The organism is Bradyrhizobium sp. STM 3557, assembly GCF_045571465.1.
Lineage (GTDB): Bacteria > Pseudomonadota > Alphaproteobacteria > Rhizobiales > Xanthobacteraceae > Bradyrhizobium.
Map to the genome: position 1 here is coordinate 6145924 of NZ_CP120697.1, position 12600 is coordinate 6158523.

The 12600-nt window shown below is 64.3% G+C and carries 16 protein-coding genes; 4 read left to right on the forward strand and 12 right to left on the reverse strand.

Translation table 11 applies throughout. The features are described from left to right. Positions 1-55: 55 nt before the first annotated feature. Positions 56-1009 (reverse strand): YbhN family protein, encoded by a 954-nt coding sequence (locus P6U24_RS28420; RefSeq protein ID WP_407155742.1) that lies wholly within the window; start codon positions 1007-1009, stop codon positions 56-58. Between the two features lie 364 nt (positions 1010-1373). Here P6U24_RS28420 and P6U24_RS28425 point away from each other — a divergent pair, with 364 nt between their 5' ends. Further along, positions 1374-1589 carry a hypothetical protein gene (locus P6U24_RS28425; protein WP_407155743.1) on the forward strand — a complete coding sequence of 72 codons (216 nt, stop codon included), beginning with the start codon at positions 1374-1376 and terminating at the stop codon, positions 1587-1589. A gap of 24 nt (positions 1590-1613) precedes the next feature. On the opposite strand, the gene P6U24_RS28430 is transcribed toward P6U24_RS28425, so the two are convergent. The 9 genes from P6U24_RS28430 to phnG are packed head-to-tail and all read right to left on the reverse strand — an operon-like array spanning position 1614 to position 8511. Beyond that, positions 1614-2225: a pyridoxamine 5'-phosphate oxidase family protein gene (locus P6U24_RS28430; RefSeq protein ID WP_407155744.1), complete on the reverse strand. Its 612-nt coding sequence runs from the start codon at positions 2223-2225 to the stop codon at positions 1614-1616. Beyond that, positions 2203-2844 carry a phosphonate metabolism protein/1,5-bisphosphokinase (PRPP-forming) PhnN gene (gene phnN, locus P6U24_RS28435; RefSeq protein WP_407155745.1) on the reverse strand — a complete coding sequence of 214 codons (642 nt, stop codon included), beginning with the start codon at positions 2842-2844 and terminating at the stop codon, positions 2203-2205. The genes P6U24_RS28430 and phnN overlap by 23 nt, the downstream gene beginning before the upstream one ends. Next, on the reverse strand, positions 2841-3998 hold the full coding sequence (locus P6U24_RS28440; RefSeq protein ID WP_407155746.1) for an alpha-D-ribose 1-methylphosphonate 5-triphosphate diphosphatase: 1158 nt from the start codon (positions 3996-3998) through the stop codon (positions 2841-2843). Before P6U24_RS28440 ends, phnN begins: the two co-directional genes overlap by 4 nt. A gap of 13 nt (positions 3999-4011) precedes the next feature. Further along, on the reverse strand, positions 4012-4710 hold the full coding sequence (gene phnL, locus P6U24_RS28445; RefSeq protein WP_407155747.1) for a phosphonate C-P lyase system protein PhnL: 699 nt from the start codon (positions 4708-4710) through the stop codon (positions 4012-4014). A gap of 10 nt (positions 4711-4720) precedes the next feature. Further along, complete coding sequence (gene phnK / locus P6U24_RS28450; protein ID WP_407155748.1) at positions 4721-5515, reverse strand: phosphonate C-P lyase system protein PhnK; 795 nt, start codon at positions 5513-5515, stop codon at positions 4721-4723. Then, positions 5515-6393, reverse strand: coding sequence for an alpha-D-ribose 1-methylphosphonate 5-phosphate C-P-lyase PhnJ (locus tag P6U24_RS28455; RefSeq protein WP_407155749.1), 879 nt, complete (start codon positions 6391-6393; stop codon positions 5515-5517). Before P6U24_RS28455 ends, phnK begins: the two co-directional genes overlap by 1 nt. Then, positions 6390-7493 carry a carbon-phosphorus lyase complex subunit PhnI gene (locus P6U24_RS28460; protein WP_407155750.1) on the reverse strand — a complete coding sequence of 368 codons (1104 nt, stop codon included), beginning with the start codon at positions 7491-7493 and terminating at the stop codon, positions 6390-6392. Before P6U24_RS28460 ends, P6U24_RS28455 begins: the two co-directional genes overlap by 4 nt. A 4-nt stretch (positions 7494-7497) precedes the next feature. After that, the gene (gene phnH / locus P6U24_RS28465) at positions 7498-8094 is read right to left on the reverse strand and encodes a phosphonate C-P lyase system protein PhnH (RefSeq protein WP_407155751.1); all 597 of its coding nucleotides are present in this window, start codon (positions 8092-8094) and stop codon (positions 7498-7500) included. A gap of 3 nt (positions 8095-8097) precedes the next feature. After that, the gene (phnG, locus tag P6U24_RS28470) at positions 8098-8511 is read right to left on the reverse strand and encodes a phosphonate C-P lyase system protein PhnG (protein WP_407155752.1); all 414 of its coding nucleotides are present in this window, start codon (positions 8509-8511) and stop codon (positions 8098-8100) included. 160 nt (positions 8512-8671) lie between these two features. Between phnG and phnF the strand changes: the two genes are divergently transcribed. From phnF to P6U24_RS28485, 3 genes are all read left to right on the forward strand, one after another. Next, entirely contained in the window at positions 8672-9397 is a 726-nt protein-coding gene (gene phnF, locus P6U24_RS28475) for a phosphonate metabolism transcriptional regulator PhnF (protein WP_407155753.1), read from the forward strand. A gap of 6 nt (positions 9398-9403) precedes the next feature. Beyond that, entirely contained in the window at positions 9404-10231 is an 828-nt protein-coding gene (locus P6U24_RS28480; RefSeq protein WP_407155754.1) for an EamA family transporter, read from the forward strand. A gap of 93 nt (positions 10232-10324) precedes the next feature. After that, a complete protein-coding gene (locus tag P6U24_RS28485; protein ID WP_407155755.1) occupies positions 10325-10753 on the forward strand; it encodes a GFA family protein in 429 nt (142 codons plus the stop codon). An 83-nt stretch (positions 10754-10836) separates the two neighbouring features. On the opposite strand, the gene phnE (P6U24_RS28490) is transcribed toward P6U24_RS28485, so the two are convergent. Both phnE (P6U24_RS28490) and phnE (P6U24_RS28495) read right to left on the reverse strand, forming a co-directional pair. Beyond that, complete coding sequence (gene phnE, locus P6U24_RS28490; protein ID WP_407155756.1) at positions 10837-11685, reverse strand: phosphonate ABC transporter, permease protein PhnE; 849 nt, start codon at positions 11683-11685, stop codon at positions 10837-10839. Beyond that, a complete protein-coding gene (gene phnE, locus P6U24_RS28495; RefSeq protein ID WP_407155757.1) occupies positions 11682-12566 on the reverse strand; it encodes a phosphonate ABC transporter, permease protein PhnE in 885 nt (294 codons plus the stop codon). The genes phnE (P6U24_RS28490) and phnE (P6U24_RS28495) overlap by 4 nt, the downstream gene beginning before the upstream one ends. Between the last annotated feature and the right edge of the window lie 34 nt (positions 12567-12600).

The following is a 12600-nucleotide window of genomic DNA, read 5'->3' on the forward strand; positions in this document are numbered from 1 at the left end:
GTCGCGCCTCGCCTCGACGCTTCGATCCAGCCGATGGAAAAGCTACGCTGCTGTCTCAAGACAGGCGGTCTCGCGTCGCTGCTCGCGCCGAACGCCAAAGCTCGATGCAGCCGAACAGCAGGAGAGCGAGCACGAATGGCAGCAAGTGGTAGAGGATACGAAAGACGAGAAGCGCAGCGAGCAGCGGCTCCTTGTCGTCACTCCCAAGCCCTAACAGAATCGTCGCATCGAACATGCCGATTCCAGCAGGCGCATGGCTTGCAAATCCGAGCAAGGTTGCTGCAATGAACACGGCTGTCAGGCGTGACAGTTCAACGTCGAGATCGGCTGGTATCAGCACATACATCGCCAGCGCCGCCGTGCCGAGATCGAATAATCCGATGGCGATCTGCAGCAACACCAGTGGTCCGGACGGCAGCCGCACCGGCCATCGGCTGCTGCGGCGGCCGGGCCAACTCCAGATCACGAAAGCGGCGATACCCGCAAGCAAGGCGCCGGCGACAATGCGGTTGAGCTCAGGCGGCCAATAATCGACCCAGCCGAACGCATCGGGATCAAGCATCAGGCTGAGCCCTAATGCGGTCAAATTGCCGAGCCAGAACGTTGCCCCGGTCAGCACAGCGATCGCTGCAATCTCGGGAAGGCCGAGCTTATACGGCGCGTACATTCGATAGCGGACCACGGGCGAGATCAGCGCAACAGCTCCGATGCCGTGTGCGATCGGATAGCTCGTGAAACTCGCCAGAGCCGCTATTCTGTACGGCACGTCGTCGCGTCCAAGAGTACGTAGTGCCAGCAGATCGTAAAGCGTGACGCTGGCATAGGATATCGCGACCAGTGCCAGGGCCATGGCGATCAGCCGCGGATCGGTCGACTCGGCGATGGCGACGACATGAGCGAGATCGAGCTTCTTGATCGCGTGTGTCAGCGCGTAGATTGCGCCGGCGGCGACCGCAAGACTCACCGCGGCGCCGCCCAGGCCTCGCAGCCAGGCCGAACGACCAATCATTGCTAGCGGCACATTCTGTGTCAGGGCTGCGGGTCCATGCGATCGCGGCGCACGCCTGCCGCATTGGTCGATTCGCGCGCTCTCGATGGCGCCGTTTGCCACGCCGATGTGACAGTCGCGTAACCGCTACTCCGCATGAATGCCGGCTTTCACGCTTTATTAACCAATCCGGCCCGATGGACATCCCGCGCGCGCGTCCGGCAATGCCGCATTGCGACGCAGCCGATCATTCAAATTTGAATTAAGCGCGGAGGCATCCGCCTGTATTGAATCCCCGTGACAATACGGATGCATGGCAGTCGCATCAGCGTCATGCGCGCTTTGTAAGAGGCCGCAGACCAACGCGCATTGAAGGCAGAACACGATGGAATTCGATAGCGAGCTAACGCACGACCAATGGGAGACGCTAAAAGCGCTCCGTGGTCCTGCGCGTGAGCGTCGTCCGCTCAATCGGTTCTTTCTCGATCAGTTGATCGCGCTCGGGCTCGCGGCGATCGTGGATGGTACGCCCTGCATGACCGATGCCGGCCGCAAAGTGCTCGTCAGAGGCTCCTCGCGCCTTCTCGACCTGGCGGCCTGACCGCCGCCTTCTCGCCGCCTGTGCTCACCACATCGTCTGCCGTGCGCGTTCGGGCCATTCGCGATCGTAGCTTTCACCGCCGACTGCATTGGCACTCATGTCGGCGAGGATCTGTCCGGGCGTCGGCAGGTCGCGCGGATTGACCCGCTTGTCTGGATTCCAGAGATCGGCACGCACGATGGCACGCGCGCATTGGAAGTAGATCTCGTCCACCGTCATTACGATGACGCTGCGCGGCCTCTTGCCTTCCATCTTGAACGATTCCAGGAGATCGGGATCAGTGGAAACCTGCCCGCGTCCATTGACGCGCAGGGTGCTGCCGGAGCCTGGGATCAGGAACAACAGGCCGACACGCGGATCACGCACGATGTTGCGCAGCGAATCGATTCGATTGTTGCCGCGACGGTCCGGCATCATCAGCGTTTTCTCATCGTGGATGCGGACAAAGCCGGGCAGGTCGCCGCGCGGTGAGCAGTCCAGCCCTTCCGGGCCGCAGGTCGCGAGCGCCACGAACGGCGACTTCTCGATCATGATGCGATAATGCGGTGTGATGTGATCGGCGACCTTGGCTGTCGAAGCCAGGCCGACTTCGCCATAGATCGCTTCGAGTTGATCAATCGTGGTGACGATCGACATCTGTAGTCCCCTTCCTATTCGCATCGCCGGCGAGTTGGACGCGCTCTCCCTTAATGATCTGCGTCAGAACCGCAGCATGCTCCCGGGCGTCGCCGACATTGACGATGCTGAAATCCGGTAGTCCTTCCCCGTCGATCACGCGCTGCAACCGTTCGCCGACATCGACATCTGTGCCACGTTTGCGAGTCGCCAGACGGGTAGCGAGGATCTCCGGCGGCGCACTGACCGCGACCACGACGACATTTTCGTAGCGCTGTCGCAGCGCGTCGATCACGGCGCGAGAGACGTTGACGACCACCGCGCGTCCCGCACGGATATCCTCGTCGATCGCGCGCGGCAAGGCGTAGGAGTGGCCGTGCGCCTCCCAATGGAGCGCAAAACAGCCGTCAGCCAGTGCCTGGCGAAAGCCCGCGGCGTCGATCTCCTCGTTGTCCTCGAATGCCGAAGCGCTTCGCGTCACCACGCGGCGCGGAAACACAATGTCGGGATCGCCAGCGCATTCGGCGCGCGCGAGATTGATCAGCGTGTCCTTGCCCGCACCGCTCGGACCGACCACCAGCACGAGGCGGCCGGGACCAAGCCTGGCTGGGGAAGCGGTCGCGGCAACGGTCTCGCTCATGCCACTCGCCGCCCCTCGCGCCAGACGCTGCGCACGACAGGAACATCGCCGGCGACCTGCACCCTGATCAGGTCGGCGCGCCTGCCGACCGCGATCTCACCGCGATCCGTCAGACCCACAGCCTCGGCCGGCGTCTTGGTGACAGTACGGATCGCCGTGGCCAGATCGATCGCAGGCACGCGCTGCGGCAACTGCAGCGCCCCCATCAGCAGGCTCGACGGGACGTAATCCGACGAGAGAATGTCGAGCATGCCCTCTTGCGCAAGATCGATCGCGGCGATGTTGCCGGAGTGCGAGCCGCCGCGCACCACATTCGGCGCGCCCATCAGAATGCTGATGCCGGCCCGGTGCAATCCGCGTGCGGCCTCCATCGTGGTCGGAAACTCGGCCACGGCAATGCCGTCCCTCACGGCGTCCGCGACATTCTCTTCCGTCGTGTCGTCGTGGCTCGCGAGCGGAACGCCATGGCGCTGCGCCAGCGCAACGATCTCGCGCATGTTCTTCTCAGCATATTCCTGCTGGTAGGCGGCGCGCCTTGCAAAGATCACGTCGAGCTCGGCGTCGGTCTTCCCGCCGCCCTTGCCGCGATAGTAGTCGCGGAGCTTGCCTTCATCCCGAAATTGGCGCTGCCCCGGCGTGTGGTCCATCAAGGACATCAGCCGCACATCGGGGCGTCCGGCGATCGCCTTGGCTTCGTCGACCACCGTCGGCATCGGGATTTCGCAGCGCAGATGCAGGAAGTGATCGGCACGCAGGAGACCGCCGTCACGGGCGTTTCCAATCGCATCGGCCAACATGCCAGCTGCGCCGTCAACACCGCTGGACCCCTCCTCCGTCCAGACGCGGAGCGAATCCAGCACCGTCGTGATCCCTGACGTTGCAAGCTGCGCGTCGTAGGAAATCACCGCGGCGATCGGATCCCAGTACACCTTCGGCCGCGGCACGAAATGCGCCTCGAGCGCGTCAGTGTGAAGCTCGACCAGGCCCGGCATGATGAGGTCGCCGGCCGCGTCCGCGCTATACGTAGGCGCCGTGCCCTCGCCGATCTCGGCGATCTTGCCTTGTGCGATCGCCACCCAGCCGTGCTCGATCACCCGATCGGCCAGCACGATCCTGGCGTTGCCGATCACGATCTCGGAATTGCTTGAACCCATCTCCCGCCTTCCCTCATGCCGCGGCTGCAAACGTCGTGACATCAACGATGCGATCGGCGATCGCGTGGCGGATCTCGTCATCATGGACGATGGCAAGCATCGCCACGCCGGCGCGCTTCTTGGCACCGATCAGATCGAGCACCACCGCGCGGTTGGCCGCATCGAGCGAGGCCGTCGGCTCGTCGAGCAGCAGCACCGGCAGGTTTGAGATGAAGCCGCGGGCGATGTTGACGCGCTGTTGCTCGCCACCGGAGAAGGTCGAGGGCGGCAACGCCCACAGCCGCTCCGGGATGTTGAGGCGGCGCAGCAGGTTTCCCGCCTGCTCACGCGCGTGCTCGCGCGAGGCGCCGGCTGCCAGCAACGGCTCGGCCACGACATCGAGCGCCGGCACGCGCGGCACCGCACGCAGAAACTGACTGACATAGCCGATCGTGTCGCGGCGCGCATTCAGCACGGTGCGCGGCTCCGCCTTCGCCAAGTCGAGAATGGCGCCTTGATGCCGCACGCCGATCCCGCCGCCATCGCAACGATAATTGCCGAAGATCATCTTCAGGATCGACGACTTGCCGGCGCCCGACGGTCCGGACAGCACCACGCACTCGCCCGAGTTCACCTGGAACGACACGCCACGCACCACCGGCAGCGTCACGCCACCCTGCAGATGCATGGTGAAGGACTTCTCTGCGTTCTCGATCTCGATCATAACGGTCATGGGCGCACTCTCATGCGGGCAGGATCGAGGAAACGAGGAGCTGGGTGTACGGCTCGCGCGGGTCGTCCAGCACCTGGTCAGTCAGGCCGGTCTCGACCACCCTGCCCTGCTTCATCACCATCACCCGGTGCGACAAGAGCCGCGCCACCGCGAGATCGTGCGTGACGACGATCGCAGCTAACCCAAGCTCGTTGACGAGGCTGCGCATCAGATCGAGCAGTCGCGCCTGCACGGAGACGTCGAGGCCGCCGGTCGGCTCGTCCATGAAGACAAGCCGTGGCTCGGTGACGAGGTTGCGCGCGATCTGAAGCCGCTGCCGCATGCCACCGGAATAGGTCCGCGGCGCATCGTCGATGCGCTCGACGTCGATCTCGACCTTCTGCAGCCAGGACGATGCGGTCTGGCGGATGCGGCCGTAATGATTCCAGCCGACGGCCATCAGTCGCTCGCCGACATTGGCGCCGGCCGAGACCGCCATGCGCAGGCCTTGCGCCGGGTCCTGGTGCACATAGCCCCAATCGGTGCGAAACAGGAAGCGCCGCTCCGCCTCGCCGAGGCCGGCGAGATCGCGCAGCACACCATCACGCATCCGATAGGAGACACGGCCGCTGGTGGGCGCAAGCTGCGCCGACAGCATCTGCAGCAATGTCGACTTGCCCGATCCGGATTCGCCGACGATCGCGAGCACCTCGCCGGGATAAAGCGAAAACGAGATGTCGCGGCAGGCTACGAGCCGGCCATAGCTCTTGGCCAGGCCGTCTGCGACCAGCAGCCGCTGATCGGCTCCATTCTGCGTCGCGGCCATCACGCGGCTCCCTTGTAAGGCGCGGCATTCGCGCTGCCATGATGGCCGGCAGCCTGCCGCCCCTCGCAAAAATCGGTGTCGGAACAGACGAACATCCGACTGCCCTTGTCGTCGGTGACGATCTCGTCGAGATACGAATCCTCAGCTCCGCACAACGCGCAGGGCGCGTCGAACTTGTAGCGCTTGAAGGGATGGTCCTCGAAATCGAGCGATACCACCGACGTAAACGGAGGGATCGCATAGATCCGTTTCTCCCGGCCGGCGCCGAACAGCTGCAGCGCCGCGCAATTGTCCATCTTGGGATTGTCGAATTTCGGCGTCGGCGACGGGTCCATCACATAGCGCGCATTGACCTTCACCGGATAGGCGTAGGCCGTGGCGATATGGCCAAAGCGCGCGATGTCCTCGTAGAGCTTCACATGCATCAGCCCATATTCGGCCAGCGCATGCATGCGGCGCGTCTCGGTCTCGCGCGGCTCGAGGAACCGCAGCGGCTCGGGGATCGGCACCTGATAGACCAGCACCTGGCCGGCGCGCAGCGGCGCCTCCGGAATGCGGTGACGGGTCTGGATCACGGTCGCCGCCTCAGTGGACGTCGTGGTCGCGACCCCGGCGGTCTTGGCGAAGAATTTGCGGATCGAGATCGCGTTCGTGGTGTCGTCGGAGCCCTGATCGATCACCTTGAGCACGTCGTCAGGCCCAAGGATCGAGGCCGTCACCTGCACGCCGCCGGTGCCCCAGCCATAGGGCATCGGCATCTCGCGGCTGGCAAACGGCACCTGATAGCCGGGAATCGCGATCGCCTTCAGGATCGCGCGGCGGATCATCCGCTTGGTCTGCTCGTCGAGATAGGCGAAATTGTAAGCGGGCGCGTTCATTCCGCGGCCTCCTTCAGCGCCGCCGAGTCGTTGGCTTCGGCGAACTCGGCCCTGAGCTTGCGCAGCAGCCCGAGTTCGGACTGGAAGTCGACATAATGCGGCAGCTTCAGGTGCTCGACGAAGCCGGTGGCCTGCACATTGTCGGAATGCGACATGACGAACTCCTCGTCCTGCGCGGGCGCCTTGACGTCCTCGCCGAGCTCGCGCGCGCGCAGCGCGCGATCAACGAGCGCCATCGACATGGTCTTGCGCTCGCTCTGTCCGAAGGCGAGACCGTAGCCTCGCGTGAAGCACGGCGCTTCCGTCGCCGTGCCCTTGAACTGATTCACCATCTGGCATTCGGTCACCTCGATGGAGCCGAGCGGCACCGTGAAGCCGACCTCCTCGGCAAAGAATTCGACCTCGACCTCACCGAAGCGGATCTCGCCGGCGAAGGGGTGATTGCGGCCATAGCCGCGCTGGGTCGAATAGCCGAGCGCCAGCAGGAAGCCTTCATCGCCGCGCGCGAGATTCTGCAGCCGCAGATCGCGCCCAGCCGGGAAGCTCAGCGGTTCGCGGGTGAGATCACCGACCGGTGCATCGCCGTCGCTCTGCGGGGACGTCTCGATCAGACCGTCGCGACCGAGAATGTCGGTGACGCGCGGCATCGCCGTGTCAGGCGCCTCGCCCGTTGCCGGCGCCTCCGGCTCAAAACCTTCCGCGAGCTGCGGATCGAGCAGACGATGCGTGTAGTCGAAGGTCGGCCCGAGCACCTGGCCGCCAGGAATATCCTTGAAGACGGCCGAGATGCGCCGCCGCACCTGCATCTCGCCGGTATCGATCGGCTCGGTGGCACTGAACCGCGGCAAGGTGGCGCGGAATGCCCGCACGAGAAAAATCGCCTCGATCAGGTCGCCGCGTGCCTGCTTGATCGCGAGTGCCGCGAGCTCGCGATCGTAGAGCGAGCCTTCGCCCATCACACGGTCGACGGCAAGCCCAAGCTGCTCGGAGATCTGCGACAGCGTCAACTCCGGTACCGCACGATCGCCGCGACGCTCATGGGCGAGCAGCCGGTGGGCGTTCTCGATGGCGCGCTCGCCGCCTTTGACTGCAACATACATGCGCTCAAACTCCCACCAGCCGCGTCGTCCGCGGGATCGCGACAATGGCATCGTCATGCACCAGCACGACATCGATGCCGCGTGGAAACAGCTTTGCATTGACCGCTAGCCGATCGAACAGGTCGTCCGGCGCAATCGTTGCATTCAACCGCGCGGCACCGTCGATGCCTGGGCCCCGCAGCTCGCAGGCGCGTCCTGCGCTCAGGCTCTCGACCTGCAGGATCACCGTCGTCGAACGATCCGGATATTCGCTGCTGCCGAGCGCGAAACTGTCCAGTGGCGGCAACGACGCACCGTCGGCGACCAGCGCGAAGCTCGCTTCCGCGCCCTTCGTCGTGACCGGCGCGCCGGTATGAAATTTGACCCATGCGGCGACGGCGCCAGGTGCCAGCCGTGGATCGAGCCAGACCGGCGTGTCATGATCGAACAAGGTCAAGGCGATGGCCGCCGTCGCCGGCATCAGGCCCGGCACTGCGCCAAGTTCCACGGCTACGCGCTGCACACTGCCTGGGCGTGCGATCGCTTCCATCACGGCGCGGAAGGTCGACTGCGCCGACATAACTTTGTCAGAGAAGCCCGCCGAAAGCTCGGTAACCGACATGCTTCAGCCCTCACCTCTGACCATCGTATAGAAGTCAACCCGCGTCGCCGCGGCCTCGGCGGCAGCTTGCGTGCGGCTCGCCGCCATCGCGTTCCGCAGCGGCACGATCACCTGCATCTCGATCAGGCCGGCATAAGCCTCGGTCTGAATCAGCGCGTCGCACAGCGCGATCAGACGCGCCTTTTCGCGGTCGCGGCCCAGCGCGTAGCCAAAACCGACTTCGCCGCTCACCAGCCTGACAGCCGCGCGCGACACGGTGGCTTCGCCGAGATTGAACGGCGCACCGTCACCGCCGACGCGACCTCGCACCATCACGAGACCGTTCTCCGGCTCACGCAATTGAACGTGCGCGGGCAGTTCGATCTCACCAAGCCTGGAACCGATCTCTGCGGTCGGCGCATGCGCCAGCACCCGCATCGCCGCCTTGCGCCGCTCCTGCCATGCCGCCTCGCTGCTCACGCCCACCTCGATCTTGCCGAACTGAAGTTGTCTATGATATTAGACAACTTGATAACGACGCGCCATGAAGATTTCGTGACACAGGTATGATTTTCACACTGCCCAAGGAAACGCGGCCATGAGCCTGCAGGACGCTGCATCAGGCGTCGCGCTGTGGCGCCGGGTTGCCGACGGCATCGAGCGCGACATCGCGGACGGCCGCTTCGCGGCCGGCGAGAAGCTGCCGGGCGAGACCGAGATCGCCGAAACCTATCGGGTCAATCGCCATACCGTGCGGCGGGCGCTTGCGACGCTGGCCGAGCGCGGGCTGGTTCGCGCCGAGCGCGGCAGCGGCACCTATGTCGAGGCGCCGCGGCTGGCCTATCCGCTGAGGTCGCGTACCCGCTTCTCCGAGATCGTCGGCGCCGGCGGTCGCGAGCCGCGCGGCCAGCTCATCGCGACATCGGAAGAGCCGGCGGCGCGGGACCTGGCGCGGCAGCTCGGACTGAAGACCGGTGCAACGCTGGTGCGGATCGAATCCGTCCGCTTCGCCGACCGCACGCCGATCTGTGTCAGCACCTCGTGGCTGCCGGCCGATCGCTTCCCCGATGCAGGCGGCGTGTTCGCAAAGGTCCGCTCGATGACCGCCCTGCTCGCGCATTATGGCGTTCGCGACTATCGCCGCGCTTCGACCCGGATCACGGCCGCGATCGTCGACGCGACCGATGCGACGCGGCTCGACCTTGCGCTCGGCCGTCCCGTTCTCGTGGTCGACTCGACCGATATCGATGCCGATGGCGCGCCGCTGGTCACCAAGCGCTCACGCTTCGCTGCGGAACGCGTCACGTTCGAAGTCGAGAGCTAAGGTGTCATGACGCCGATCGTATTTGGCTTCGTAACGTGCGCCGCAGTCCTTCACGCAAGTTGGAACGCCGTGCTTCGAGGCGGCAGCGACCGTTTGTGGTCGATGACGCTCATGATGACAGCCATCGTCTGCGTCACGAGTTTCACCACGGTTTTCATATCTTGGCCCAATGCAGCGAGTTGGCCATACGTGGTCGCGTCGGCCGCCATCCATACGTTGTATAACGTGTCATTGATCCGCACCTATCGCTCCGGCGACCTGGGTCAGACCTACCCCATCTCACGCGGCTCCTCGCCCGTCCTCGTTACGGTGGGAGCCGCTGTCTTCGCGCAAGAGACGATTACTTTCCTGTCCGCTATCGGCATTTTGCTTGTCTCTGGCGGCATCATGTCGCTCGCCTTCCAGCGCGAGAGGGTTCGAGCCGATTTTCTCCCGGCGGCGCTCGTTACGGGCGTCCTAATTGGCGCCTACACAGTAGTCGACGGCATCGGAGTGAGACTGGCAAACGACAGCTTGGCATATTCCAATGCAATGTTCCTGTTGTGGAGCGTGACGATGCCCATCATTTACTTCGCTCTGCGCAGGAGAGCTCCGGCCTACACCGGAGCGCAGACCGTAACGGCGTTGATGGGCGGGGTCGTCTCGATTCTTGCTTATGGCATTGTCATCTGGGCCATGAAGTTCGGCGAGATGGGCGTCGTTTCGGCCTTGCGCGAGACCAGCGTCATCTACGCCGCTATGATCGGTCGGCTGTTCCTGAATGAGGAGCTGACGGTGCGGCGGATTGCATCCTGTCTCGCGATCGTCTCGGGGGTGGCGTGCTTGGCGGTATAGCCCGCTGCCAACTCTTGCTGCACGGTCCGGACGTTCTCATCCGCCCACCAAGAATGGCGGCTAGAAGTGATCTTAACAGGAGACATAGACGGCATGATGAGCGACACGAATGTTCGGGCCGGCCAGTGCCATTGCGGCGCTGTGCGTTTCGAGGCGAGGCTCAGTGAGGGTTTCAATTCGATCCGCCGCTGCACTTGCTCCTACTGCCGGATGCGAGGCGCGGTCGTTGTCATGGCGGAGATGGGTGGGATCAGATTCCTGCAGGGCGAGGACGCGCTAACAAGCTACCGCTTCCATACCGGGTCAGCGCAGCACTTCTTCTGCTCCCGCTGCGGAATATACACGCATCATCAACGACGATCCGACCAAAACCTGTATGCCGTCAACGTGGCTTGCCTGGATGGGGTAAGCCCATTCGACTTCTCTGAGGTGCCCGTCATGGACGGCGTCAATCATACGAACGACACCGGACTGCCAACGCGCCGGGCAGGCACCCTCCGCTTTATCCCCGCGGTGGACTGACCATCGCTATCGACCAATGACTGCTCGGCAGCCCTCGCGGTGGCGGACCCTGTCGCAGCGGATCGTCCGCTTGCCGGGCGTGTTCAGGCCACCGCGCGTCGGCCGATAATGGCAAAGCGCAGTTTGCTCGAGATCCAGTCGATCGCGGCCACCGCAACCAGGATCATCAGGACCAGGAACGAGACCTTCTGCCATTCGAGCACGCGGATCTGCTCGGCGAGCTGCAGTCCGATACCACCGGCGCCGACGATACCGATGATGGTGGCCGAGCGAGTGTTGGATTCGATGAAGTAGAGCACCTGCCCGGCGATGACCGGCAGCACCTGTGGCAACAGACCGAAGCGGATCTCGTGCAGCACGTGCCCACCAGAGGCGCGCACGCCCTCGACCTGCTTGCGGTCAGCGCCTTCGATCGCCTCCGAGAACAGCTTGCCGAGCGCGCCGAAATCCGACACCGCGATCGCCAGTACGCCGGCAAACGGACCGAGGCCGACGACGTTGATCCAGACCAGCGCCCAAATCAGCTGGTCGACACCGCGGATCGTGTCGAAGAAGCGCCGCACTGGAAAGCGGAAGAGCACCGAAGGCACGACGTTGCGAGCGGCAAGCAGGCTGATCGGCAGCGCCGCCACTGCGGCCACGGTTGTGCCGAGCACCGCGATCGACAGGGTCTCCCCGAGCGCCTTGAGATAGGTCGGCAGCGACGAACCCGGATCGGGCGGCAGCATCATCAGCGTGATCCAGCCGAGCTGCCGCAGCCCGGCGACGAGCCGCGCCGGCGAGAAGTCGAGATCCACCAGCCCGAACACGAAGATGGCGAGCACCAAGAGCAGCATCGCCGGCAGCGCGAGCCGCGCGGAAGCCGGCCGCTCGAAAACCTGCGGATAACGCTCGCGCAGCACCGCCGGATCTGGCGCCTCGATCGGCCTCACGTGCGCGCCTCCTCGCCGAACAGGCGGCCGCGAAGCCAGCCCGTGCCGATATCGATCAGAAACACGGTGACCACGACCAGCACCAGGATGGCGCTGACGTCGGAATAATAGAACTTGCGGATCGCGACCAGGAGCTCCTGGCCGATGCCGCCGGCGCCCACGAAGCCCATCACCGAAGCCTCGCGCACGTTGATCTCGAACCGCAGCAGCGTGTAGCTCGCATAGCCGGCGATCACCTGTGGCAGCACTGCAAAGCGCATGCTGGATAGCCAATTCGCACCGGTGGACCGGATGCCCTCGACGGGCCTCATGTCGGCGTTCTCGACCACCTCGGAGAACAGCTTGCCAAGCGTGCCGGTGGTATGGAGCGCGATCGCCAGCACACCGGCCATCGGCCCGAGCCCGAATGCCATCACGAAGATAAGGGCGAACACAATGCCCGGCACGGTGCGCGCGAATTCGAGCAGCCGCCTTACGACGAAGCGCAGCCATGGTACAGGCGAGGTGTTCTCGGCGGCGAGAAAGTTGAGACAGAATGCGCAGACGGTGCCGAGCAGCGTGCCGACATAGCTGATCAACAGCGTCTCGCCGAGCATCTTGAGCCATTTGCGCAAGCCCCAGAACCATTCCGGGATGTTGGTCCAGACCCGCGTGCCGTCATCGAGCTTCAGAATGCGGTCGAAATAGCTGACGAAATTTCCGAAGTAGGTAAAAAACGTTTTCAGGTTCACTTCGGCGCCGATGCAGGCGACCAGCAGCACGACGATGAACAGCGCCGCGCTGATCAGGATGCGCAGCCGCCTGCGCCCCACCGCCCTCCGGTAGGCGTCATTCAGGGCGGCCAGTTGCGGACCGGGAAGAAGCGAGATCGCCGATGACATCGCAGGCCTGGTGATGAGCGGATGAACGAAAAAG